Below are 23,931 nucleotides of genomic sequence, written 5' to 3'. Positions count from 1 at the left end.
CGAAACTGAAGCGTTTCAGGCGCGTTGCTACGCGCTACGAAAAAACCGCACGAAATTACTTCGCTGTCGTCGCTATCCCGCAACTCTGCTCTGGCTAAGATAACTGTCCACGCGACCTAGACCTTCGGTTCTGATTGAAATCAGAACCGAAGGTCCAGATTCTTTATTTTGACGCGTTTTCTTCACGCGAACCGGTGTCCACTTCGCTCGAAAACGCTTTGAAGCTGCTGCCGTTTGCCGCACCCGATACCAAAAGGTTGATTGCGGGCCGCCCCAGCTTAAGCGAAAATACCAGCTATTGGGGGCCTGAGAGGTGAACGACAAGGATCGACCGATGCCAGCCATGATCGCATTTGCGGGCGTTTTGGGAGGGCTCGCCGTGGTCCGCTGGGCCTATCGCACGGCCGTGCGGATCAACGAGGAACTGGAAGAGGCGCGTCGCGCCCACATGGCCGAGGCCGTCAGCCGCAACGAGATTCCGACCCTGCGCCGCGACCCCGTCACCGGCGCCTACCGGCCGGGCTAGGCCTCGCATACTCGTCATGCCCGGGCTTGACCCGGGCATCCACGCCTTCCTTCCTGCTGGTGCCAAGACGTGGATGGCCGGGACAAGCCCGGCCATGACGGAGCACGTGGGACGCGTCTTTCGCGCAGTCGGCAGGCGCGTTCGCCTTGATTCCCCGTCTTCGCGCCGATACGGTCCGCGCGCTTTCAAACCCCTCATCGCGAGACCGATGCCGACGATGGATTCCCTGCCTGCCCATATGCGCCCGGAACGTTCGTTCCAGGGACTGATCCTGACGCTGCAGCGCTACTGGGCGGATTACGGCTGCGTGATCCTGCAGCCCTACGACATGGAGGTCGGCGCCGGCACGTTCCATCCCGCCACGACGCTGCGCGCGCTCGGCCCCAAGCGCTGGAACGCGGCCTATGTGCAGCCCTCGCGCCGGCCGAAGGACGGCCGGTATGGCGAGAACCCCAACCGGCTCCAGCACTATTACCAGTTCCAGGTGATCCTGAAGCCGTCGCCGCCTGACATCCAGGAGCTTTATCTGAAATCGCTGGCTGCGATCGGCGTCGATTCGGCGTTGCACGACATCCGCTTTGTCGAGGACGATTGGGAGAGCCCGACGCTCGGGGCCTGGGGGCTGGGCTGGGAATGCTGGTGCGACGGCATGGAAGTGTCGCAGTTCACCTATTTCCAGCAGGTCGCTGGCGTCGAATGCGCGCCTGTCGCGGGTGAGCTCACCTACGGGCTCGAGCGGCTGGCGATGTATGTACAGGGCGTCGACCGCGTCTACGACCTCAACTTCAACGGCCGCGAGGGCGCCGAGAAGGTGAGCTATGGCGACGTGTTCCTGCAGGCCGAGCAGGAATATTCGCGGCACAATTTCGAGATTGCCGATACCGCGATGCTGTTCGAGCAGTTCAGGATGGCCGAGGAAGCCTGCAAGAAATATCTCGCGGCCGGCTGGCGTGAGGGCGGCAACCAGCGCGAGCACCTGATGGCGCTGCCGGCCTATGACCAGTGCATCAAGGCAAGCCACGTGTTCAACCTGCTCGACGCGCGCGGCGTGATCTCGGTGACGGAGCGGCAGAGCTACATCCTGCGGGTGCGCGAACTGGCGAAGGCCTGCGGCGAAGCCTGGATCCACACCGAAGCCGGCAGGGCCGCCTGATGCCTGATCTCCTGCTCGAACTGTTCTCCGAGGAAATCCCCGCGCGCATGCAGGCAAAGGCGGCGGACGATCTGCGCCGCATGGTGACCGACAAGCTCGCCGCCGAGGGATTGGTCTACGAAGGCGCCCGCGCGTTCGCGACGCCGCGGCGGCTGGCGCTGACCGTGCACGGCATTCCGGCGCGGCAGCCGGACTTGAAGGAAGAGCGCCGCGGCCCCCGCGTCGGCGGGCCTGAGCCCGCGATCCAGGGATTCTTGAAGGCCACGGGTCTTGCCTCGATCGACGATGCAAAAATCCAGAGCGACAAGAAGGGCGATTTCTACATCGCGCTGATCGAGAAGCCGGGCCGGCCCGCGCTCGACGTGCTCGCCGAGATCCTGCCGGTCATCGTCAGAACCTTCCCTTGGCCGAAATCGATGCGCTGGGGCGCGCGTTCGGCCAGGCCCGGCGCGCTGACCTGGGTGCGTCCGCTGCACGCGATCACCGCCACCTTCGGTCCGGAGACCGAGGAGCCGGATGTGGTGAATTTCTCGGTCGATGGCATCGAGGCGGGGCAGACGACGTTTGGCCACCGCTTCATGGCCCCGGCTGCGATCTCCGTGCGCCATTTCCATGACTACGAAGCCAAGCTGCAGGCGGCCAAGGTCGTGCTCGATCCGCAGGCGCGCAAGGACGTGATCCTGGCGGATGCAAAGACGCTGGCGCAGGCACAGAACTTTGAATTGGTCGAGGACCAGGGGCTGCTGGATGAGGTCGCCGGCCTCGTCGAATGGCCGGTCGCGCTGATGGGCGCGTTCGACAAGGAATTCCTGTCGATCCCGGACGAGGTGATCCGCGCCACCATCCGCAACAACCAGAAATGCTTCGTGGTCAGCGATCCCAATACGGGCAAGCTGACCAACAAGTTCATCCTCACCGCCAACATCGAGGCCACCGACGGCGGCAAGGCCATCGTCGCCGGCAACGAACGCGTGATCCGCGCGCGGCTGAGCGATGCGAAGTTCTTCTACGAGACGGATCTGAGGACAAAGCTCGAGGACCGGCTGCCGAAGTTCGACCAGATCGTGTTCCACGAGAAGCTGGGCACGCAGGGCGCGCGCATCAAGCGGATCGAGCGATTGGCCGCGGAGATCGCGCCGCTGGTCGGCGCCGATGTCGAGAAGACCAAGCGCGCCGCGCATCTCGCGAAGGCGGATTTGCTGACGGAAGTCGTCGGCGAATTCCCCGAGCTGCAGGGGCTGATGGGCAAGTACTACGCACTGGCGCAAGGCGAAGATGCGTCGGTCGCTGCAGCGAGCGAGGAGCATTACAAGCCGCAGGGGCCGGCAGATCGTGTGCCGACTGATCCCGTGAGCGTCGCGGTCGCGCTGGCGGACAAGATCGATACGCTGGTTGGCTTCTGGGCGATCGATGAGAAGCCGACGGGGAGCAAGGACCCGTATGCGCTAAGGCGCGCGGCGCTCGGGGTGATCAGGCTTATCCTCGAGAACAATATTCGTACCAGCCTCATCAAGACGATCACGACCTTTGTCAGCACGTTGCTTGAGAGTGATGCTGTAAAGGCCTCCGAGAGTCCGATTGCTATCGCGCCGTCGCTGTTGGTCTTCTTCGCCGATCGCCTGAAGGTCCAGCTTCGCGACCAGGGCGCGCGGCACGATCTCGTCGACGCCGTGTTCTCGCTCGGCGGACAGGATGATCTCCTGCTCGTGGTCCGTCGTGTCGAGGCGCTCGGCAAATTCCTCGACACTGATGACGGCAAGAACCTGCTCGCGGGCACCAAGCGCGCGGGCAACATCCTTGCGATCGAGGAGAAGCGGGACAAGCGCACGTTCGACGGCGCGCCCGATCCGTCGCTCTATCGGCAGGACGAGGAGAAGGCGCTGGCGCAGGCGATCGATCAGGTCAAGCGTGAGGCAAGTAGCGCGGTAGCTCGTGAGGACTTTGCCGGTGCGATGAGCGTGATGGCGACGCTGCGGCCGGCGGTCGATGCGTTCTTCGACAAGGTCAAGGTCAATGACGACGACCCGCAGGTGCGCGAGAACCGGCTGAAGCTGCTGAATGAGATCCGTGCCGCGACGCGCGCGGTGGCGGATTTCTCGAAGATCCAGGATTGATCCTGACGCTGTCATTCCGGGGCGCGCGAAGCGCGAGCCCGGAATCCATTTCGCCGCGTACTCTGCCGCCCGATGGATTCCGGGCTCGTCCTTCGGACGCCCCGGAATGACGGCGTGCGGGTACCAGAAATATCCCGCAACATTTACCCCTCATTAACCACGTCCTGCGAAGGTCGCACCGGGTGAACGGTTTCTTAAGAAATCGCCCGCGCGCAAATGCAGGAATTTCCCGATGACCTCCATCGGCACGGCGCTCAATCCTTACGCCCAATATGGTTCGGCCTATGCGCGGGCGGCGGCGACGCCGTCGCTGGCATCGACGCTGTCCAATGACAGCGCGACCAACGATCCGCTCGCGTCCAACAGCGCGACCAACCTGACCTTGTCGGAAGCGGCCCGCGCACAGCTCGCAAAAGGGGCGCCGCTCGACTTCACGATAGTCACGAACGACGCACGCGCGACGCTCGACCGGCTCTATGCGGCAGCCGGCGTGAAGGGACCGCTGGTCGACGGCAAGACCACGATCGATCTCTCGAGCCTGGATCGGCGCTCGCTGTTTGCGATCTCGACCAACAATGGCGGCAAGTTCAGCCCCGATGAGCAGGCGGTGGCAGCCGGCGCGTTGAAGCAGCGCTTCGATGCCGCGCTTGCGCCGTCGCTGGCGACCACGCGTCTGACCGGCGACTACAATGTCAGCTACAAGGCAGCGCTGGATTATCTCGATGGCGCGAGCCCCGAAGAGAAGGCGACGGCGACCTGGGCCGCCCAGCGCGCCGCGGTGTTCAAGGGCTATCAGGCGACGCAGACGGACCCGACGGTGGCCCCAACGGGAATTGCCGGCGATCCGATCGCGGCGGCGCTTGCCGGCACGGTCAAGCCCGCGACGGGCCAGAGCCGCAACTTCGGCGATATCGCCAGCGACGTGCGCCGGTTTCTCGATCGCCAGAAGAGCGAGGCAGCGAGCAACGGCAAGGAGCTGGTCTATGATCCCGGGCGCAAGACCGGGCAATTGGCCGATCTGTCCCCACTCGACAACCGCTCGCTGTCGGCAATCACCCTGAATCAGGGCAATCGCTTTTCCGGCGAGGAGGTCTATGCGGCCAAGCAGGAATTGAATGCGCGGACCCGCGCCTCGATCCTCGACGCGCTGAAGCAGAGCCAATCGACCGGCGATCCGCGCCAGCTCAGCCTAGGCATCCTGAAAGCCTATTCCTCGATGAGCACCGAAGAGCGGCAGGCCGCGAATTGGACGCCCGAATTCCAGGATGCCGCGATCAAGAACTACAAGTCGACATCGACGCTGCTCTCGATGCTGCGATCGTAGTCGCTAGAATCAGAACCGAAGCTCTAGCTAGATTCTTGTTTTGACGCGTTTTCTTCACGCGAACCGGTGTCCACTTCGCTCGAAAACGCTCTAAGCACAAAGCAAAGCCCCGCCTGGAGGGGAGGGCCAGGCGGGGCTCTTGGGTCCGGTCGCTGTCGCGCACATCCGCTTGCGCGGCGCCCGGACTACTCGCTCAAGGCGAAAGCTGGTTGATCGCTAGTCGATCACCTGAACGATACGGCGCGAGCGCGGCTCGACCAGCACGGTCTCGCCGTTCACGACGGTGTAGCGGAACGGCGTTGAGCCGAAGCGCTGCGGTACGTCGTAGACTGTCACGCCGGTTTCCGGCAGCACGGTGCCGACTGCCACGCGATCGGAAATCGTATAGTCCGGCACGCGTTCGCGGACGACATATTCACGGAATGCCGGCCGCTGGTCGACCGTGATCCCGCCACCTTCTTCGACTACGACGGTGTTGCCGCCGACGACGCCGGTGGTGGTGGTCCTGCTCTGCGCCTGCGCCGCGACCGGTGCACTGATCGCGCACGCCATCGCTGCAACGGCAAGGAATCGGTTTCGCATGGCTCACTCCTTCGCGACGATTTTGCGTTAAGGCGGGTCTCCTTTCGAGACGCCGCGAGTGCTGGCTTTTTGCCGATGCACAATGTGAGGCCAATGCATCGCGAGCGTCGATGTTCCGCAAAAAGCGCGGCCATATCCGCGGCAATTTTGAGCAATTTTCGTGGATAGCGGAACCGATTGAAGCGTCGAACGTCTCAAATAGCTGGCCGTGCTGGCGGGTGGGGCGGATCCTAGGTTTGACGCGTTTCCTTCATGCGAAACCGGTAACACTTCGCTCGAAAACGCGATGCCAGTACAATACCCGCCTCGATTCGATTTCCTTTCCGAACAAATCCGCTGGAGCTTCCTCAAATGGTCATCACCGCTGCGCATGTCCCTGCCATCGTGGCCCTGATCGCAGGCATTCTGATCCTGGTCATGCCGCGGCTGCTGAACTTCATCGTCGCGATCTACCTGATCTTCGTGGGCCTGGTCGGCATGGGGCTTTTACGCTGGCTGCATTTGTAGGATCGAAACGCCGTTCGCAGCTTGCGCCCGACACACCAAAGTGGTGTAAGGCGCCCATCTTCTTGCCCCTCACTCCGGATTGTTGAAAGCCATGGCCAAAGCCGTCGCCAAGTCCAAGAAAGCAGCAGAGAAAAGCGCAGCGAAATCAAAGCCATCCGCCCCGGCCCGCAAGGCCGCCCCGGCGGCGCGAAAGGCGCTGAAGAAGAGCGCGCCAAAGGTGGCGGCAAAAGCTCCCGCCAAGGCTCCTGTTGCCAAGGCTCCTGTTGCCAAGGCTCCTGTTAAGGCTGCTGCTAAGGCCCCCGCCAAGCCGGTGGCAAAATCCGTGACGAAAGCGCCGGCGTCAAAGCCGGCCGCGGCGGCGATCAAGCCCAACAAATGGGTCTTCACCTTCGGCGACGGCAAGGCCGAGGGCAAAGCCGAGATGCGTAATCTGCTCGGCGGCAAGGGCGCCAACCTCGCCGAGATGGCCAATCTGGGCCTGCCGGTGCCGCCCGGCTTCACGATCCCGACCTCGGTCTGCACCTATTTCTACGAACACGAGAAGACCTATCCGAAGGAGCTGAAGACGCAGGTCGAGAAGGCGCTCGATTATGTCGGCAAGCTGACTGGCAAGATCTTCGGCGACGCCAAGAACCCGCTTTTGGTCTCGGTCCGTTCCGGCGCGCGGGCCTCGATGCCGGGCATGATGGACACCGTGCTCAATCTCGGGCTGAACGACCAGACCGTGGAGGCGCTGGCCGATCTCTCCGGCGACCGCCGCTTTGCCTATGACAGCTACCGCCGCTTCATCACGATGTATTCGGACGTGGTGCTCGGCTTCGAGCACCATCACTTCGAAGACATCCTCGACACCTTCAAGGACAGCCAGGGCTATTCGCTGGACACCGACCTCACCGGCGACGACTGGGTCGAGCTGGTCGGCAAGTACAAGGAAGCGGTGGAGCGCGAGACCGGCCATCCGTTCCCGCAGGATCCGCACGACCAGCTATGGGGCGCGATCGGCGCGGTGTTCTCCTCGTGGATGAACGCGCGCGCGGTCACCTACCGCAAGCTGCACGACATTCCGGAGTCCTGGGGTACTGCCGTCAATGTGCAGGCGATGGTGTTTGGCAATATGGGCGAGACGTCGGCGACCGGCGTCGCCTTCACCCGCAATCCCTCGACCGGCGAGAGCAAGCTCTACGGCGAATTCCTGATCAACGCGCAAGGCGAGGACGTCGTGGCCGGCATCCGCACGCCGCAGGACATCACCGAGTACGCGCGTCAGGAGAGCGGCTCCGACAAGCCCTCGATGGAAACCGCGATGCCCGACGCTTTCAAGGAGCTGACGCGGATCTACACGCTGCTCGAAAAGCACTACCGCGACATGCAGGACATGGAGTTCACGGTCGAAGAGGGCAAGCTGTGGATGCTGCAGACCCGCGGCGGCAAGCGCACCGCGAAGGCGGCGCTGCGCATTGCCGTCGAGCTCGCCAATGAGGGCCTGATCTCGAAAGAAGATGCGGTGACGCGGATCGATCCGGCCTCGCTCGATCAATTGCTGCACCCGACCATCGATCCGGCGGCGACGCGCGATATCATCTGCACCGGCCTGCCGGCCTCGCCCGGTGCGGCGTCCGGCGAGATCGTGTTCTCCTCCGACGAAGCTGCCAAGCTGCAGGCTGACGGCCGCAAGGTCATTCTCGTCCGTGTCGAGACCAGCCCGGAAGACATCCACGGTATGCACGCCGCCGAGGGCATCCTGACCACCCGCGGCGGCATGACCTCGCATGCCGCGGTGGTGGCGCGCGGCATGGGCAAGCCCTGCGTCTCCGGCTGCGGCGCCATCCGCGTCGACTATGGCCGCGGCACGATGAGCGTGGGCTCGCGCACCTTCAAGGCGGGCGACGTCATTACCATCGATGGCGGCATCGGCCAGGTGCTGGCCGGGCGCATGCCGATGATCGAGCCGGAGCTGTCGGGCGAGTTCGGCACGCTGATGGGCTGGGCCGATGCCGTCCGCAAGCTCGGCGTTCGCGTCAACGGCGACACCCCTGATGATGCGCGCACCGCGGTGAAGTTCGGCGCCGAGGGCATCGGCCTCTGCCGCACCGAGCACATGTTCTTCGAGGAGACGCGCATCCGCACGGTGCGCGAGATGATCCTGTCGGAAGACGAGCAATCGCGCCGCGCCGCGTTGTCGAAGCTGTTGCCGATGCAGCGCGCCGACTTCGTCGAGCTGTTCGAGATCATGAAGGGCCTCCCCGTCACGATCCGCCTGCTCGATCCGCCGCTGCACGAGTTCCTGCCGCACACCCAGGCCGAGATCGAGGAAGTCGCGCGCGCGATGAACACCGATCCGCGCCGGCTCGCCGATCGCGCCCGCGAACTCGCCGAGTTCAACCCGATGCTCGGCTTCCGCGGCTGCCGTCTTGCGATCGCCTATCCTGAAATCGCCGAGATGCAGGCGCGCGCGATCTTCGAGGCCGCGGTCGAAGCCGGCAAGCGCACCGGCAAGGCCGTCGGGCTCGAGGTGATGGTGCCGCTGATCGCCACCAAGGCCGAGTTCGACCTGGTGAAGGCGCGGATCGACGCCACCGCGCATGCGGTGGCGAAGGAGACCGGCGCCAAGCTGACCTACCAGGTCGGCACCATGATCGAGCTGCCGCGCGCCTGCCTGATGGCCGGCAAGGTCGCCGAGACCGCCGAGTTCTTCTCCTTCGGCACCAACGACCTGACCCAGACCACTTACGGCATCAGCCGCGATGACGCCGCGAGCTTCCTCGGCACCTACATCGCCAAGGGTATCCTCGAGATCGATCCCTTCATCTCGGTCGATCGCGACGGCGTCGGCGAGCTGGTCAGGATCGGCGTGGAGCGCGGCCGCAAGACGCGTCCCAACCTGAAGGTCGGCATCTGCGGCGAGCACGGCGGCGATCCCGCTTCCGTCGCGTTCTGCCACGAGGTCGGGCTCGACTATGTCTCGTGCTCGCCCTATCGCGTGCCGATCGCGCGTCTGGCCGCAGCGCAAGCGGCGCTCGGCAAGGCGATCGCGAGCCAGGCGTGACGCTTAGCGCCCGCTGACAACTAAGAGCATCTCGTCATGCCCGGGCTTGTCCCGGGCATCCACGTTTTGGACGCGCAGAAGGACGTAGATGGCCGGGACAGGCCCGGCCATGACGACGGTCGCGGGAATGGAGCGCGGCAACGCGCGCTGCCAAGGGAAAACGCATTACAGGCGTAACCCAACTTTCCGCGTGCTGAAATCGAACTGTAACCCGCGCTCACAATCCTGTGCCAGTAGAGTGAGGTTGGTATGGGATGGTTCAGATTGTTTGTGCGTATTCAATTGAGATCAGCGCAGCGACGGCGCGATGGCGAGCGAGCGTCAGGATTGGGGCCTGATGGGAAGTGACCCTTCTATCCCGGCTGCTTGTGCTGGTGGCTGTCGCTCTGCTGCCGGCAATAGCGATCCAAGCGTATAATGAATTCGACCTGCGTCGCGCGCGCCAAATCGAGGTGCAGAACCAGGCGCTCAATCTGGCTGAACTAGCTGCCGCGGAGCAACGGCAGATCGTTCAGGGAATTCATCAGGTCCTGATCACGCTGTCGGAGCTTCCGTCGATCAGGGCGAAGGACAGCGAGTCATGCAATGCCTATATGGGCGCTATCAAGCAGCGCTTCCCGGCTTTCCTCACCGTTGTCGTCACCGATTTGAACGGCGTCACGTTCTGCACTCCCGACAGTAATCGCAAGCCGGTCGATGTCTCGGGCAGGGCCTATTTCGCAAACCTGCGGAAAACCGGCGCATTCTCCGTCGGCGAGTTCTCGCTGGGCCTCTCATCCGGTCGAAAGGCCATCCAGTTTGCGTTGCCCTTCTACGAACAGGACGGGCAGATGGGGGGTGCCATCATCGCAACCCTCAGCCTGGATTGGCTCGCCGACTACATTGCGCGAAAGGGCGCTCCGGCGGGAGCTGCGCTCGGAATCATGGACCGCAATGGGAGGTATCTTGCCCGCTATCCCGACAACGCGCACTTTGTCGGGCGGACCCTGAGCGAAGGGCATGAACCGCACCTTGAGAAATCGGGGGCGGCCGACATCACTGAGCTGGACGGCGTGGAGCGGATCGTCGGTTATGCAGCCCTGCCGGATAGTTCCGGAGGCCTTCTCATCAGCTTCGGCCTGGACAAGGACCGGGCATTCACCGCAATCCAGCACGGCACGCAGCGCGGCGTCTTCCTGATCATCCTGAGTACCGCGCTGGTGCTGATCCTGACATCCTTGGGCGCCCGTCGGTTCATCCGTCGCCCGCTTGGGCAATTGGTCGACGCCGCCAACCGATGGCGGCTCGGCGATTTTACCCGGCGGGTGGATATCCATGGCACTTCCGAAATCGCGCGGGTCGCCGATGCATTCAACACCATGGCCGATGCGCTGGAACACCGCGAGCAGGAATTGTCCGACGCGAGGAAGAAAGCGGAGGAAGCCGCGGCCCGGATCACGATGATCTTCGAGAGCACCACCGACAGCGTGCTGATCATCGATCAGGACTGGCGCCTCACCTATCTCAACGGACCCGCCTGGACAGACCTTGCGGAAGGCCAGGATGTCAGGGGCCTGACGTTGTCGGAAGCATTCCCGGACGCCGACGACCTCGATATCACCAACCAGATCCTGGAGGTGACGTCGACGCAGCGACCGGCATTCCTCGAAGTGTTCTGCACGCGTCGACAAGTCTGGTACGCGGTCAATGCGTTTCCCTCCAGCCAGGGTCTTGCGATCTTTCTCCGCGACATCACCGATCACAAGCATGCGGTGGAGGCGCGCCGGCTGATCGAGGAGCAATTCCACCAGAGCCAGAAGATGGAGTCGGTCGGTCAGCTTACCGGCGGTATCGCGCACGACTTCAACAATCTGCTCACGGTGGTCGCGAACAGCCTCGACCTCATCGAGGATGCCGCCGACATCGGCAAGGTCCGGCAGTATGCCGCGGCGGCGCGTCGCGCCACCCAGCGAGGCGAGAAGCTGACGTCGCAGCTTCTCGCCTTCTCGCGGCGCCAGATACTGAATCCAAAACTGGTCAACGCGAATCAGCTCATCGCCGAATTCCAGGGGCTGATCCAGCAAGCGGTCGGAGGAGGATGCGAGGTCAGGCTGCGGACCGACGAGCAATTGTGGCTGTGCCATGTCGATCCTTCATCGCTGGAAACCGCTCTCCTCAATCTTGCACTGAATGGGCGCGACGCGATGCCGGACGGCGGCGTGCTCGAGATCGAGACGCGGAATGTCGAACTGGAGCAGGGGGCCGTGGACGAGTGTCGGGCCGGACAGTATGTCAGGCTGGCGGTCACGGATTCCGGCTGCGGGATGCCGCCCGAAGTGCGCGAAAGGATCTTCGAGCCTTTCTTCACGACCAAGGAAGTCGGCAAGGGGACCGGGCTCGGCCTCAGCATGGTCTACGGCTTCGTTCGACAGTCCGGCGGGCACGTCACTGTCGAAAGCACGCCGGGAGCAGGGACTACGGTCGCGCTGTACCTGCCTAAGGCCGACAAGGCGCCGGAGGCGCCGGTGCAGGAACGGAAGCCGCGAGCCATACCGGGAGGTTCGGAGCGGATCCTCGTCGTCGACGACAATGAGGATCTGCTCGAGGTCACCTCGGCGATGTTGAACTCGTTCGGCTACGAAGTTGTCTGCGCCCGCAACGGGCTTGAGGCCCTGAAGACGTTGAGGAGCGACGGGCACTTCGCGCTCCTGTTCAGCGACATCGTGATGCCGAGCGGCATGAATGGCATCGAGCTGGCGCGCGAAGCGAAGCGGCTGTGCAAGGACATCAAGATCCTGCTCACCTCCGGTTATGCCGGCGATGCATTGGAACGGCATCACGCCGTGGACGAGTTTCCGATCATCGAGAAACCCTTCCATGTCGCGGACCTGGCGCGGCGCCTGCAGACGCTGCTGCATGAAGACTAGTGGCGCCATGTGATTTCGTTAGATTGCTGTACGCAGCATCTATCGCGGAGCCATTTCGACTAAGCTTCATTGCGCCTTCCTAACCTGCGTCTCATCCCAGGCGAGCGCGCGTCCGTCCGACGCCCGCAGTTTAAGACGGGCGACCGGTTCGCCCTTTACCTGATCAACCAACACCGAATGCCGTTCGCCGGCACGGTAGAGATGGTCCTCGCCCCATTGGCGGAGCGCGACGATCGCGAGGAAAAGTCCGCGTCCCCTCTCGGTCAGGATGTATTCCTTGTAGGCGCTCCCGTCGGAGGCCGGCGCGGTCTCGAGCACGCCCCTCTCAGTGAGATCGCGCAGACGCGTCGCCAGCATCCCCTTGGCGATACCGAGTCCCGTCTGAAACTCGCTGAAACGCCGCACGCCCTCGAACGCATCCCGGATAATCAGCAGCGACCACCAGTCGCCGATCACATCGAGCGACCGCGCCACCGGGCAATCGGCTCCCGACAGGCTGACACGTTTTACCATGGCCACCGCTCTCCCTTGCGCCCGCACGCATCCGAATCTGGTTCTAAAATAGAACTAGATTTGTGTATCGCAAGTAGTCTTAAGATAAGACCAATTATCTGCCAAGAGGAGCCGAGACATGGGGCGCAATGAAACTTCGGACCAACCACATGACGGGCTGTCGAGAACCACGACGCTGCTCTTCGCCATCGCGGCAGGTCTCAGCGTCGCGAACATCTACTATGCCCAGCCGCTGCTTGATGCGATGGCAGATGATTTCGGGATTCCGCCGGCAGCGATCGGCCTCGTCGTGACGCTCACGCAGATCGGCTACGCGATGGGGTTGATCTTCATCGTGCCGCTTGGCGATCTCCTCGATCGTCGCCGTCTGGTTGTGGTCCAGGGCATCCTATCGGCGGCCGCTCTTGTGGCTGTCGCGACAGCAAGGACCGAAGGTGTGTTATTCGCCGGCATGGCGGTGGTCGGCCTCGTGGCGGTCGTGGTCCAAGTGCTCGTCGCTTTTGCCGCCACGCTGGCCTTGCCTTCCAAACGTGGCAAGGCGGTCGGAATGGTGACCAGCGGCGTCGTGATCGGCATCCTGGCTGCGCGCTTCGTTGCCGGAATCCTCGCCGATCTGGGCGGCTGGCGCACGGTCTATCTGACCTCGGCGGCGCTGACATTGGCTATGGCCGTCATCCTTTTCCGCATCCTGCCGAAACATCTTCCGCCGCAAAGTTCCGACAGCTATTTCGTCACGCTGCGTTCCATTCCGATGCTTTTCCTGCGCGAGCCAATCCTGCTCGTTCGCGGCATCCTCGCACTCTTCATATTCGCGGCGTTCAGTACGTTCTGGACGGCGCTGGTGCTGCCGCTCAGTGCTCCTCCGTTCTCGCTCTCCCATGCCCAGATCGGTCTTTTCGGTCTCGTCGGCGTGGCTGGCGCCGCCGCAGCTGGCAGTGCGGGCAAGCTGGCCGATCGCGGTCTCGGTCAATGGACAACAGGCCTGTCGCTGATGCTGCTGATTGCATCATGGGGACTGATCGCACTGTTGCCGGTTTCGATTCTCGCGCTCGTCGTCGGCGTGCTGCTGCTCGACCTTGCCGTTCAGGCGATCCACGTGACCAATCAAAGCATCATCTTCTCCCTTCACCCGGAGGCGCCCAGCCGCCTGGTCGGCGGCTATATGGTGTTCTATTCGATCGGCAGCGCTATCGGTGCCATCGCCGCGACGACCGCCAACGCCCATGCGGGATGGATCGGCGTCTCGATATTGGGAGCGGCTTTCAGCGCGGCCGCGTTATTGGTCTGGGTCTCAACGCGTCGCATAGGCTCGTCGCTGCACGTGCGAATGTTGCCGGTCGCCTCAACGTAGTCGGTTGAAGAAGCGGTGAGGGCAATCGGGAAGGTGCGCATCTTCACGCGCGAAGACTTTATTCACTTTCTTCGTTGACCGTATATTTACCACTTTCGTCCGCAACGCATTTACCAATGCATGCGTGCGTCGCGCAAAATCTCCGCGATCTCTTGTGTGTAGCGGACAAGCCACGTCGATTAACTCGGCGGCAACCTAAATTCGATACCAACAAATTTGGTCGAATTGCACGGAAGCACTGCGTTCGGTCGTTGTAAGCGTTGCGTGAGCGTATCGATGTTAGTGTTGCGTAACCATCCGAAGGGCGCACGGTTCGCGCTCTTCGGACTCGGTCTTAGCATCTTCGCATTGATGCCGACCGAGATCGGATATCAGGACATCGCGTCACTGCTTGCCCGCCAGCCCGGGGTCGCCGAGCGCTGGCAGACGCGCATGTTCTCCGCCATGGGCACGATCCAGGTCGCCGCCTACAGTTTCGGCCGGCCGATCGGAACGTCCTCGCCGCAAGTTGCGACCTATCGGCTGGCGCGGCTCGACAGCCAGGGCGGCGATCTCACCGGTTCCATCACCCGCAATCCGATCGTCGCGCAGCCGCCGCGCTATGTCGCCTCCGATTTCCCCAAGGTCGATCGCACGCTGAAGGGCGATCGCCTCGCCGTCGCGCCCCCGGCTGAAGCTGCGCCCAGCGAGTCCGTGCCGGCAAGCGAAGATCCATCGACCTCGAACTTCTCCGTCCGGGGCATGAAGACCGCTGCGCGCGCGCCCGCCGAGCTCGATCCGGAATTGCAGGACGCGCTGAACGCGCCGCCATTGCCGCAATATGCGCCGTCGCAGCCGTCGGCAGCGACGGCCGCTCCCGAGACGGTGCCTCCGGCGCGCGATGCGTTCTCGCTCCAGACTTCGAGCCTGTTCTTCGGCTCGTCGCTCGGAGCACCCGAGACAATGGAGCGCTGGCAGCCGGGTGAGGAGCCAACGATCGTCGTGCCCGATGCGGCGCTGGATCCGAACATGAAGGCCATGGCCTCGCTTCCGGTCGATGCCGACGGCCCGGTGCGCGCCGGCGACATGGGCGAGAGCATCGCGCCGAAGGGCGAGGTCAATGCCGATGACCAGCACGCCAAGACGCCGGCCGAGCGGCTCGGCCTGTTCGACGAGAAATCGCGCGCCAAATCCGAAAAGTGTCTCGCCGAAGCCGTCTATTTCGAAGCGAGAGGCGAGGCGGTGCGTGGCCAGATCGCGGTGGCGCAGGTGGTGTTGAACCGCGCCTTCTCCGGCAAATATCCGACCACCGTCTGCGGGGTGGTCTACCAGAACAAGTATCGCCACTTGGCCTGCCAGTTCACCTTCGCCTGCGACAACGTCCGCGACGTGATCCGCGAGCCTGACATGTGGGATCGCGCGAAAAAGATCGCCAAGGCGATGCTCGATGGTCGGCTCTGGCTGCCCGAGGTCGACAAGTCGACGCACTATCACGCCTATTGGGTGCGCCCGTCTTGGGTCAGCGAGATGAAGAAGACGTACAAGTTCGGCGTCCACACCTTCTATCGCCCGCGCGCCTGGGGCGATGGCAGCGACGCGCCGAGCTGGGGAAACCCGGCCGAGACCGCGGAGATCTCGGCAGAACTCGCCGAGGCCGCGCGAAGCTCCGCCGAGCAGGCCAGCGCGAAACGCTAGCTTCCCGAGCGATAGGTCCTGCGCCGAGACGACGAAGTCGTCATTGCGAGCGGAGCGAAGCAATCCATGCCTCCCGCGCGGCACTATGGATTGCTTCGCTTCGCTCGCAATGACGGGGGAGAGAGTTCGCATCATTTTGCAGGGCTGCCCTGCGTTGAAATTTTTTTCTCCGGCCCCCCTTGGGCTTTTCATGCAGATGCATTAACTCCCCGTAACCTTTCGTCCGGCGGGTCGGGCCGCCAGTAACGCAGCATGCAGGGGGAATTGATGGCTGTGACCACCGGCGACCTTCGGCCTTCCTCCGGCGCCGATAGTTGGCGCACGCCGCTGATCATCATCATCTGCGGCTGCGCCATCGCGCTGCTCAGCTTTGGGCCGCGCTCGGCGCTCGGGTTTTTCGTGCAGCCGATGAGCCGTGAATTCTCCTGGGGCCGCGACGTCTTCGGCCTCGCGCTGGCGCTGCAGAACCTGCTCTGGGGACTGGGCCAGCCGATCGCAGGCGCGATCGCGGATCGCTTCGGCATCATGCGCGTGATGATCGTGGGCGCGCTGCTCTACGCAGCCGGGCTCTACATGATGCGTTATTCGACAACGTCGCTGTCGCTCGACATCGGCGCCGGCGTTCTGATCGGCTTCGGCCTGTCCGGCTCCTCGTTCAACCTGGTGCTGTCGGCGTTCAGCAAATTGCTGCCGCCGGAAAAGCGCGGCCTCGCGCTCGGCGCCGGCACCGCGGCGGGCTCGTTCGGTCAGTTCCTGTTCGCGCCCTTCGGCGTGGCGATGATCGACAATTTCGGCTGGCAGACTGCGCTGACTGTGTTCGCCGCGCTGATGCTTTTGATCCTGCCGCTGTCGCTTGCGATCGCAACGCCGCCAGCGGAGACGACCAACGCGCCGGCCGCAGACCAGCAGTCGTTCAAGACGGCGCTGGCGGAAGCATTCGGCCATCGCTCCTATGTGCTGCTGGTGCTCGGCTTCTTCACCTGCGGTTTCCAACTCGCCTTCATCACCGTGCACCTGCCGGCCTATCTCGTCGACCGCGGCATTCCGACCTCGACCGGCGGCTGGGTGATCGCGGCGATCGGCCTGTTCAACATCATGGGCTCGCTCGGCGTCGGCTGGCTGCAGAACTTTTTTCCCAAGCGCTACATCCTCTCAGTGATCTACTTCACCCGGGCGCTGGCGACGATTGCCTTCATCTCGTTCCCGATCACGACCTTTTCCGCGGTCGCCTTCGGCGCGGTCTCTGGCCTGACCTGGCTGTCGACGGTGCCGCCGACCTCGGCGCTGGTAGCGCTGATGTTCGGCACGCGCTGGTTCGCCACGCTCTATGGCTTCGCCTTCGTCAGCCATCAGGTCGGCGGGTTCCTGGGCGTCTGGCTCGGCGGCATCGTGTTCGAGCAGTATGGTTCCTACACGCCGATCTGGTGGCTCTCGATCCTGTTCGGTGTGCTGTCGGCGCTGATCAACCTGCCGATCGTGGAGGCCCCAGTATCGCGCCCGGTTGCGCAGCCGGCCTGATGCGATAAACAGAATCCCGCAAAAATTCGTCGTCGTGCCCGGGCTTGTCCCGGGCATCCACGTCTTTAAGGTCGAGCGAGAGCCAAGCGCGGGGATGGCCGGGTCAAGCCCGGCCATGACGGGAGACATGATCAACGCAAGTACGGGAGGGTCCATCATGGCGACGTTCAAGGCGATCAGGATCGACAAGGCGGACAAGGGAACGACCGCCGCGCTCACGCAATTCGACGACGCGGAATTGATGGATGGCGACGTCACCGTCCGCGTCGAATGGTCGACGCTGAACTACAAGGACGGCCTGGCGCTGACCGGCAAGGCGCCGGTGGTGCGGCGCTTCCCGATGATCGCCGGCATCGATCTCGCCGGCACTGTCGAGCAGTCCTCGCATCCCGACTGGAAGGCCGGCGACAAGGTCGTCTGCAACGGCTGGGGCATGGGCGAGACCCATCTCGGCGCCTATGCCGAAAAGGCGCGCGTCAAGGGCGACTGGCTGGTGCGGCTGCCTGACGGGATCTCGGCGCGCGACGCCATGGCGATCGGCACCGCAGGCTATACCGCAATGCTCTCGGTTCTGGCGCTGGAGGACCACGGGGTGACACCCAAGAGCGGGCCGATCGTGGTGACGGGGGCGGCCGGCGGGGTCGGCTCGGTTGCGACAGCCGTGCTGTCCAAGCTCGGCTATCACGTGATCGCCTCCACCGGGCGGCAAGCGGAGGCGGCCTACCTCAAGGGCCTCGGCGCCGCCGAGGTGATCGACCGCAGCGAATTGACCGTCCCGGTCAAGCCGCTGGCGAAAGAGCGCTGGGCCGGCGGCGTCGACAGCGTCGGTTCAACCACGCTCGCCAACATGCTCTCGATGACCAAGTACGGCGGCGCTGTCGCCGCGTGCGGGCTTGCGGCCGGCATGGACCTGCCTTCCTCGGTCGCTCCGTTCATTTTGCGGGGAGTGTGCCTTATCGGCATCGATTCGGTGATGTGCCCGATCGAACGGCGCAAGCGTGCCTGGAGCCGCCTCGCCAGCGATTTGGACAAGGCAAAACTCGCTGATATAACTCATGAAATCGGCCTGGACGAAGCGATCTCCTTTGGCCCGAAAATCCTCGCGGGCGAGGTCCGCGGCCGGATCGTGGTAAAAATAGTCTGACGGCGTTCAGAATTTACCAACCAAGCTGCTCCAATGTTGCCTTGGTTGGTATGGTAAGCAGCGGGTAAAGGCGGTGTGCCCGCGCTGGGTAAGTGGAGTGGCTCATGCTTGCGCGTCTGGTATTGGGGACGGTCGTGGCCGGCGCGATGGCCGGGCCTGCGTTGGCGGGATCGATGAGCGCCGAAGAGGCCAGGCGATTTGTCGCCGGCAAGGTATTCGCCTTCACCTGCTTTGACGGCACCCGCGGCGCGGGGCGTATCCTCGACGACATGGGCGCCGCCGGCTCGATCCAGTTCTCCGGCTCCGGCCCGATTCGCCATGTCAGGTTGCCGGGCAACACGCTGCAGGTTCGCGGTCAGGCCGTCTGTGCCTCGCTGAAAGGCCTTCCGTTCGAGCCCTGCTTCAACCTCGACAAGCGCGACGATCGCTCGTTCCGCGGCTCGGTGTCGGGCATGGGCTTTGCCTATTGCGACTTCCATCACCAGGGCGGCAAGCAGATGCTGCTGGCGCGCGCAGTGGCGCGCCCGCGCTCGCTGCGTGCGACCCGCTCGGCCGACGCCTCCCGCGCCGAAGTGTCCGCGCGCGTCGAGACGCCGCCTGTCGAGCGCACCAGGCTCGAGCCGGTGAAGCCAGAATCGGCGCAACCGGAAGGCGCGGCGGAATTGCGCCGTTCGACCGATTAGCTGGAATCACCGTCCCGCCGACTTGGTTTGATCGAGGCGACAACGTGGCGGCGAAGACCCGTAATGATACGGGCTCGCGAATTCATGGCTTGGTAGCGTCTAATCTCCTAATCTCCACCAGGACGGCCGGGGGGTGGGCGCAACAACCGAGTTCCACATGCCGCAATATTTCTTCAGGATCAGCCATGGTCGCTTCGCGGGCGCGTCCGATCAGGGGTCGGAATTCGAAAGCCGTGAGGCCGCATGGGCCGAGATGACCAAGGTCAGCGGCAATCTTCTCGGCAGCATCGCACGCAGCCTCAAGCAGGACGCCGAGTGGCAGATGGAGCTGATCGACGAGAGCAAGAAGCCCGTGTTCAGAATCCGCCTGATCGCGGAGTCGATTGGTTAGAACTGACTTTTGCTTGATTCGGTGCGGCCGCGGTGTTCACCTCTCCCATAGGGAGAGGCATAGGCCGCCTTCGGCGGCCGTTACTAAGACACGCCGAAGCGTAGCTTCGGCTACGGCGCAGCGCCGGGTGAGGGGTTATAGTCTCTCGACGGAGCTCATCCCCCTCACCCGGATCGCATTCCGCTGCGCTGCATGCGATCCGACCTCTCCCCGATGGGGAGAGGTAAGGTACTTCCGATCTGATCTCATCGCACTTTAGCTTGGCCGCGCGAATCGTTGCGCCATAGCCAGACTGAGAGCGGGCGGGTGCGTCCGCGGATGAGCGTCTCGCGTGGGCCGGTGAGCGTGCCGCTCTCGAACAAGGCGGAGGCGGGGCCGGTCCGTTGCAAGAGGTCGTCGCTGAGCGCGAGTGGCGTGCCTTCCTTGGCCGCAACCTCCATCAGACGGCTCGCCACGTTCACGGTATCGCCGGTCGCGGTGATGTGCTGATAGCTGCCGCCGAGCCGCGAGGCGACGATCGGTCCGTAATGCGCGCCCACCTTGAAGCCGATCCGCGGCGCCATCGTTCCCGGCAACGAATTGATCCATTGCGCGACGCGGTTGCAGAGCGTGACTGCGCAGTGCGCGGCCTTGCGCGCATCGTCTTCGGTTGCTTCCGGCAGGCCGAACAGGATCATGGCGCCGTCGCCGAGGAAGCTCGTGATGATCCCGCTGTGCAACTCGACCTCCTCGTCGACGAGGGTGTGAAAATCTTTCAGCAGCGCAAGCCCCGCGTCGATATCGAGCGTCTCGCTCAATGCCGTGAAGCCCGAGAGGTCGATGAAGATCACCGCCGCATCCTGGTGCCGCGGCTCCAGCAGGAACGCCGGATTGGCGGTCAGCCATCTGTTGAGCGCCGGTGCCTGGAATTGCTGCAGCAGGTCGCTCTTGACCGCGAAATAGTGCGCCTGCCGCCGATTGAGCCAAAGCTGGATCGACCCGAACAGGATTGCCGGCGGCGCGGCGGCGGCAATCGGCAATGCGGCGCTGAGCCAGATGCCGCGCGAAAATGCGACGTAGTTCATCACAGCCCAGATCGTCACCAGCGCTGCGATCGAGAGCAGGCCGGCCGCGCTGCGCCGCCACGCCAATAGGCTGACCACTGCAAGCGCCAACGCCACTGAAAGGATCGCATCAGTCAGGCGTATCGACCGATCGCGCAGGATGCCGCCGCCGGTCATGAGATGTTCGATCGCTGTTGCGACGATCTCGACACCCGGCATCACCGGATCGAACGGCGTCGGAAATACGTCGCCGCCGCCGGTCACCGTCGCACCGATGACGACGATGCGGTCGCGGATAGCCGCTTGCGCGACGTCGCCATCCAGCACCGAAGCGGCACTTGCCGTCGGCACCGTGCCGCGCGGGCCGTAATAGACGAGCGGCAGCACGTGATCGATGTCGGTCGGGATGGTCTGACCTGCGAGGCGCACGCTGTCCGCTTCGATCACCGGGTCGTGGCCTGCGGCCAGTGCCGCGACGCGCAGCGGAAACGCCAGCTCGACTTTGTCGCTGGTGCGGACCAGCAAGGGAATGCCGCGCGGCGTGCCCGATTTGTCGGTGGTCAGGTTGACGACGCCGACAACAGCATGTTCCGCGAACGCTGGCAGTGGGCGCAGGAATCTCTCCGCCCGCGGCAGCCGCGCGAGCGGGCTCTTGTCATCCGCCTCCAGCATCTGGATCGCATCGGGAAACACGGCGGCAGCGGCAATGGCGGAAGGGCGCTTTGCGAGCGCTTGCGCCAGCGCCGCATCGCCGCCGTCCTTGCCCTGGTCAAGGAGCAAGAGATCGACTGCGATCGCGCGCGGTGCGTAGCTCCCAACCTTCTCGATGATCGCGGCGAGGTCGGCGCGCGGCAGCGGATAGCCGCCTCGCTTGGCGACTGTCTCATCGTCGATGGCAACGATCGTGACGAGATCGGGCGCCGCGCGCTCACCGCGTGCCGATAGGCGCAGGTCGGTCAGCGCGCCTTCGGCGCGATCGAGGAATTGAACGTCACCGTTCCAGTAGCCTATTCCCAGCGCGGCCGCCCAGACGAGTGAGAGCAGAAGCGCGATCGATGTTTGAGGGATCCGGCCGCTCACCAAGGATCATTGCCCGAGGCGCGCGAGCAGCGCATCGACGCGCGGCTGCCCCCAGCGCTTGACCGTCAGCGGCTCGTTTCCCGGATCGACGTCGACGCCTTCGCCCGGACCAAGCACCACCTGGTTTCCGCCCCGTGGCCGGCGCACCGCGACCCGGCCCTGCAGCACGAGCACTGATGTCCTCGCCTCCTGCACATCGACCGCCCATTTGGTCCCGCGCACGGCGGCAATCGCTTGTGGCGTGTTGACGCGAAAGCGATTCTTGCCGCGCATTTTGGCATCGTCGAGCAGCAGTGCCTTGCTCTGCAGATCGACTGCCATGGCGCTGCCATCGTGGCCTTGCAGCGTAAACCTCGCGCCGTCCTCGGCGACGATGATGAGGCCGTCGTGGCAGACCAGGATCTGCGTTCCTCGCGCGCCCGCCTGCGATGGACAAGTCGCGGCCATCGTCTGCGCTGCCGCAGGCTGGATCGCAAGTGTTGCGCAGATGATCGCCAAGCTCGCCAGCCGCGCGAGCGCTCCCGCAATGTCTCGGTGCAAAACGCTCCCCTCGTTAAAATGGTCAGTCGCTGCAATATAGCTCTTTGAAGCGCACACTATGTCTAGAAAATGTCTGCCCGGGTGCAGTGCAATGGCGCGAGCCGACGCGACAACTCGTCATGCACAAAGTCATGCACAAAGTCGCGTCACAGGGGCGTGATGTCAGGCACGCCCCGAGGCAGGCGCGCGGGCGTGATAAAGAACCTGCCGATTTATCCCGTCTGCCCTCGGTCAGTCCGGCGTGAACAGCGCCTTGCCGCGATTCCTCTGCGCCGCCGACACGGCTTCGGGGATTTGCGAAAAACGGTAGGTACCTTCGACCGGCGCGCTGATCACGCCCGAGGCCACCAGCGGCGCCAGGTGTTCGTACATCGCGCTGACGTGCGCGGCGGTGGCGCTGTTGAACCAGTTGGCGAGCCAGAAGCCGCGCATCGCGATGTCGCGGAAGATGAAGGGCTGTGCCGGACCGACGAAGGGCTTGCCGCTGATTGCGCTGTAGAACACCAGCACGCCCTTCGGCGCCAGGCACGTAATCAGATTCATCGTCGCGGTATCGGCGACGCCATCGATGGCGAGCGCGATCGGCGCACCGGCGGTCTCGGCGGCGACGCGCTTGTTGAGGTCGGGTCCGTCGACCAGCACGACGTCGCCGCCGCTCGCCTTGAGATCAGCCACGACTTCCTCGCGTCTGACGATATTGACCGTCTTCAATCCAAGCGATTTCGCGATCCCGATCACCGCGCGGCCGACGCCGGAATTGGCTGCGTTCTGGATCACCCACGCGCCGGGAGCCAATGTGGCGAACTCGGTGAGCAGCAGGTAAGCCGTTGCGGGATTGATGCCGAGCATCGCCAGTTGCAGCGGATCGCCGTCGGGAAGCGCCCGCAGCCTGCTGGCGTCAGCCTTGATGCGCTCTGCCCAGGCCGGCGAGGGATAGGGGATGAGAGTGCGGTCGCCCTGCTTGAGATGCTTGACGCCACGACCGACCGCCACGACGCGGCCGACACCCTCCGTTCCGACGATGCTCGGCAGCTTCGGGCGGTAGCCGTAGCGGCCCGAGATCATCAGGAGGTCGCTCATGTTGATGGGCGAAGCCTCCAGCGCGATGACGACTTCGCCGTCGCCGGGAGCGCCGACATCGGGGACGTCGACGAGCCTCATAACATCGGCGGGATTGCCGAATGCTTCGATCTGGATCGCCTTCATGGCAATGGTCTCCGCTGTTATGTACTTATGAGTACATAATGAGCGACCAAAGTCAAACAAGGAGGCGCATGATCTGATCGAGTGTGGCGCGAACGCTGGCGGCGCTCGGCTTGTCCTTGGCCAGAACCATCAACCCGATATAGACCGCCATGATCGTGTGCGCGGCGGCATCGGGATCGAAACCGGCGCCAAACTGCGCGCGATCGGCGCGAAGCCTATCGCGCAGCAAATGCTCGAGTTTCCGGTTGAAAGCTTCGATCCTGGTGCGCACGTCATTCTGTTCGGCAATGCCGTCGGCCGACGCGTTGATCGACAGGCAGCCGCGGCTTCCCTTGGCGCCCGAACAGCGTGGAATAAAGGCTGCGAGCCAGCGCTCGATCGCCTCGCGTGCCGATGATCCCTCGTTGATCACCTTCTCGGCATGCGCAACGATACGCGTGTGGTAGCGATCGAGCACGGTCAGGAACAGCGCGTTCTTGTCGCCGAAGGCGGCATAGAGGCTCGGCTTGGCGAGGCCCGTCGCTGCAGTGATGTCGTCGAGCGACGTGCCCTGAAAACCCTTCTGCCAGAACACGTCGCGCGCAACGTCCAGCACTTCATCGGGATCGAAACTGCGCGGTCTTGCCATGC

The 23,931-nt window shown here is 63.9% G+C and carries 19 protein-coding genes and 1 pseudogene; 14 read left to right on the top strand and 6 right to left on the bottom strand.

Going from position 1 to position 23,931, the window contains the following annotated elements; all coding sequences use genetic code 11:
- From AC5ZG5_RS37370 to AC5ZG5_RS37350, 5 genes and pseudogenes are all read left to right on the top strand, one after another.
- Positions 1-103 (top strand): annotated as a pseudogene (locus AC5ZG5_RS37370) (IS5/IS1182 family transposase); the annotation flags it as partial.
- Positions 104-334: 231 nt separating this feature from the next.
- A complete protein-coding gene (locus tag AC5ZG5_RS37365; protein WP_028166903.1) occupies positions 335-526 on the top strand; it encodes a hypothetical protein in 192 nt (63 codons plus the stop codon).
- A gap of 217 nt (positions 527-743) precedes the next feature.
- On the top strand, positions 744-1,679 hold the full coding sequence (locus AC5ZG5_RS37360) for a glycine--tRNA ligase subunit alpha (RefSeq protein ID WP_130225596.1): 936 nt from the start codon (positions 744-746) through the stop codon (positions 1,677-1,679).
- Positions 1,679-3,793: a glycine--tRNA ligase subunit beta gene (gene glyS, locus AC5ZG5_RS37355; protein WP_456645790.1), complete on the top strand. Its 2,115-nt coding sequence runs from the start codon at positions 1,679-1,681 to the stop codon at positions 3,791-3,793. The genes AC5ZG5_RS37360 and glyS overlap by 1 nt, the downstream gene beginning before the upstream one ends.
- 232 nt (positions 3,794-4,025) lie before the next feature.
- A complete protein-coding gene (locus tag AC5ZG5_RS37350; RefSeq protein ID WP_456645791.1) occupies positions 4,026-5,117 on the top strand; it encodes a hypothetical protein in 1,092 nt (363 codons plus the stop codon).
- Positions 5,118-5,333: 216 nt separating this feature from the next.
- On the opposite strand, the gene AC5ZG5_RS37345 is transcribed toward AC5ZG5_RS37350, so the two are convergent.
- Entirely contained in the window at positions 5,334-5,699 is a 366-nt protein-coding gene (locus AC5ZG5_RS37345) for a DUF1236 domain-containing protein (RefSeq protein WP_456645792.1), read from the bottom strand.
- Positions 5,700-6,050: 351 nt separating this feature from the next.
- Between AC5ZG5_RS37345 and AC5ZG5_RS37340 the strand changes: the two genes are divergently transcribed.
- From AC5ZG5_RS37340 to AC5ZG5_RS37330, 3 genes are all read left to right on the top strand, one after another.
- A complete protein-coding gene (locus AC5ZG5_RS37340; RefSeq protein WP_080663951.1) occupies positions 6,051-6,206 on the top strand; it encodes a DUF3096 domain-containing protein in 156 nt (51 codons plus the stop codon).
- Between the two features lie 91 nt (positions 6,207-6,297).
- Positions 6,298-9,252, top strand: a complete 2,955-nt coding sequence (gene ppdK / locus AC5ZG5_RS37335) for a pyruvate, phosphate dikinase (protein ID WP_456645793.1) — start codon at positions 6,298-6,300, stop codon at positions 9,250-9,252.
- Between the two features lie 344 nt (positions 9,253-9,596).
- The gene (locus AC5ZG5_RS37330; protein ID WP_456645794.1) at positions 9,597-12,158 is read left to right on the top strand and encodes an ATP-binding protein; all 2,562 of its coding nucleotides are present in this window, start codon (positions 9,597-9,599) and stop codon (positions 12,156-12,158) included.
- A gap of 66 nt (positions 12,159-12,224) precedes the next feature.
- On the opposite strand, the gene AC5ZG5_RS37325 is transcribed toward AC5ZG5_RS37330, so the two are convergent.
- Positions 12,225-12,671 carry a winged helix-turn-helix transcriptional regulator gene (locus AC5ZG5_RS37325; RefSeq protein ID WP_456645795.1) on the bottom strand — a complete coding sequence of 149 codons (447 nt, stop codon included), beginning with the start codon at positions 12,669-12,671 and terminating at the stop codon, positions 12,225-12,227.
- 118 nt (positions 12,672-12,789) lie between these two features.
- On the opposite strand from AC5ZG5_RS37325, the gene AC5ZG5_RS37320 reads away from it, so the two are divergent.
- The 6 genes from AC5ZG5_RS37320 to AC5ZG5_RS37295 all read left to right on the top strand — a co-directional run bounded on the left by AC5ZG5_RS37320 (position 12,790) and on the right by AC5ZG5_RS37295 (position 19,432).
- Positions 12,790-14,022 (top strand): MFS transporter, encoded by a 1,233-nt coding sequence (locus AC5ZG5_RS37320; protein ID WP_456645796.1) that lies wholly within the window; start codon positions 12,790-12,792, stop codon positions 14,020-14,022.
- 276 nt (positions 14,023-14,298) lie between these two features.
- Positions 14,299-15,696: a cell wall hydrolase gene (locus AC5ZG5_RS37315; protein WP_456645797.1), complete on the top strand. Its 1,398-nt coding sequence runs from the start codon at positions 14,299-14,301 to the stop codon at positions 15,694-15,696.
- Positions 15,697-15,963: 267 nt separating this feature from the next.
- Entirely contained in the window at positions 15,964-17,214 is a 1,251-nt protein-coding gene (locus AC5ZG5_RS37310; RefSeq protein ID WP_130225590.1) for an MFS transporter, read from the top strand.
- A 157-nt stretch (positions 17,215-17,371) separates the two neighbouring features.
- Positions 17,372-18,358: an acrylyl-CoA reductase (NADPH) gene (gene acuI / locus AC5ZG5_RS37305; RefSeq protein ID WP_456645798.1), complete on the top strand. Its 987-nt coding sequence runs from the start codon at positions 17,372-17,374 to the stop codon at positions 18,356-18,358.
- A gap of 104 nt (positions 18,359-18,462) precedes the next feature.
- A complete protein-coding gene (locus AC5ZG5_RS37300; RefSeq protein ID WP_456645799.1) occupies positions 18,463-19,041 on the top strand; it encodes a hypothetical protein in 579 nt (192 codons plus the stop codon).
- Positions 19,042-19,198: 157 nt separating this feature from the next.
- Positions 19,199-19,432 (top strand): DUF6894 family protein, encoded by a 234-nt coding sequence (locus AC5ZG5_RS37295; RefSeq protein ID WP_028166914.1) that lies wholly within the window; start codon positions 19,199-19,201, stop codon positions 19,430-19,432.
- 245 nt (positions 19,433-19,677) lie between these two features.
- Here the strand turns inward: AC5ZG5_RS37295 and AC5ZG5_RS37290 are convergent, their stop codons facing one another.
- The 4 genes from AC5ZG5_RS37290 to AC5ZG5_RS37275 form a co-directional block, all read right to left on the bottom strand.
- Positions 19,678-21,555, bottom strand: coding sequence for a CHASE2 domain-containing protein (locus tag AC5ZG5_RS37290; RefSeq protein ID WP_456645800.1), 1,878 nt, complete (start codon positions 21,553-21,555; stop codon positions 19,678-19,680).
- Between the two features lie 6 nt (positions 21,556-21,561).
- Entirely contained in the window at positions 21,562-22,095 is a 534-nt protein-coding gene (locus tag AC5ZG5_RS37285; RefSeq protein ID WP_456645801.1) for a FecR domain-containing protein, read from the bottom strand.
- A 231-nt stretch (positions 22,096-22,326) separates the two neighbouring features.
- Positions 22,327-23,301, bottom strand: coding sequence for a zinc-dependent alcohol dehydrogenase family protein (locus AC5ZG5_RS37280; RefSeq protein ID WP_456645802.1), 975 nt, complete (start codon positions 23,299-23,301; stop codon positions 22,327-22,329).
- Between the two features lie 52 nt (positions 23,302-23,353).
- Positions 23,354-23,929, bottom strand: a complete 576-nt coding sequence (locus tag AC5ZG5_RS37275) for a TetR/AcrR family transcriptional regulator (RefSeq protein WP_456645803.1) — start codon at positions 23,927-23,929, stop codon at positions 23,354-23,356.
- Between the last annotated feature and the right edge of the window lie 2 nt (positions 23,930-23,931).

Source organism: Bradyrhizobium sp. Ses1 (assembly GCF_059512365.1).
Note: the sequence above shows the minus strand (reverse complement) of the source record. Positions and strands in the feature narration are given on the sequence as shown.

What these genes read in the sequence shown, in the direction of transcription:
- acuI (WP_456645798.1), top strand. Translation starts at nt 17,372, where the DNA reads ATGGCGACGTTCAAGGCGATCAGGATCGACAAGGCGGACAAGGGAACG.
- AC5ZG5_RS37345 (WP_456645792.1), bottom strand. Translation starts at nt 5,699, where the DNA reads ATGCGAAACCGATTCCTTGCCGTTGCAGCGATGGCGTGCGCGATCAGT.
- AC5ZG5_RS37310 (WP_130225590.1), top strand. Translation starts at nt 15,964, where the DNA reads ATGGCTGTGACCACCGGCGACCTTCGGCCTTCCTCCGGCGCCGATAGT.
- AC5ZG5_RS37315 (WP_456645797.1), top strand. Translation starts at nt 14,299, where the DNA reads ATGTTAGTGTTGCGTAACCATCCGAAGGGCGCACGGTTCGCGCTCTTC.
- AC5ZG5_RS37340 (WP_080663951.1), top strand. Translation starts at nt 6,051, where the DNA reads ATGGTCATCACCGCTGCGCATGTCCCTGCCATCGTGGCCCTGATCGCA.
- AC5ZG5_RS37295 (WP_028166914.1), top strand. Translation starts at nt 19,199, where the DNA reads ATGCCGCAATATTTCTTCAGGATCAGCCATGGTCGCTTCGCGGGCGCG.
- AC5ZG5_RS37275 (WP_456645803.1), bottom strand. Translation starts at nt 23,929, where the DNA reads ATGGCAAGACCGCGCAGTTTCGATCCCGATGAAGTGCTGGACGTTGCG.
- AC5ZG5_RS37320 (WP_456645796.1), top strand. Translation starts at nt 12,790, where the DNA reads ATGGGGCGCAATGAAACTTCGGACCAACCACATGACGGGCTGTCGAGA.
- AC5ZG5_RS37300 (WP_456645799.1), top strand. Translation starts at nt 18,463, where the DNA reads ATGCTTGCGCGTCTGGTATTGGGGACGGTCGTGGCCGGCGCGATGGCC.
- AC5ZG5_RS37365 (WP_028166903.1), top strand. Translation starts at nt 335, where the DNA reads ATGCCAGCCATGATCGCATTTGCGGGCGTTTTGGGAGGGCTCGCCGTG.
- AC5ZG5_RS37350 (WP_456645791.1), top strand. Translation starts at nt 4,026, where the DNA reads ATGACCTCCATCGGCACGGCGCTCAATCCTTACGCCCAATATGGTTCG.
- glyS (WP_456645790.1), top strand. Translation starts at nt 1,679, where the DNA reads ATGCCTGATCTCCTGCTCGAACTGTTCTCCGAGGAAATCCCCGCGCGC.
- ppdK (WP_456645793.1), top strand. Translation starts at nt 6,298, where the DNA reads ATGGCCAAAGCCGTCGCCAAGTCCAAGAAAGCAGCAGAGAAAAGCGCA.
- AC5ZG5_RS37280 (WP_456645802.1), bottom strand. Translation starts at nt 23,301, where the DNA reads ATGAAGGCGATCCAGATCGAAGCATTCGGCAATCCCGCCGATGTTATG.
- AC5ZG5_RS37325 (WP_456645795.1), bottom strand. Translation starts at nt 12,671, where the DNA reads ATGGTAAAACGTGTCAGCCTGTCGGGAGCCGATTGCCCGGTGGCGCGG.
- AC5ZG5_RS37360 (WP_130225596.1), top strand. Translation starts at nt 744, where the DNA reads ATGGATTCCCTGCCTGCCCATATGCGCCCGGAACGTTCGTTCCAGGGA.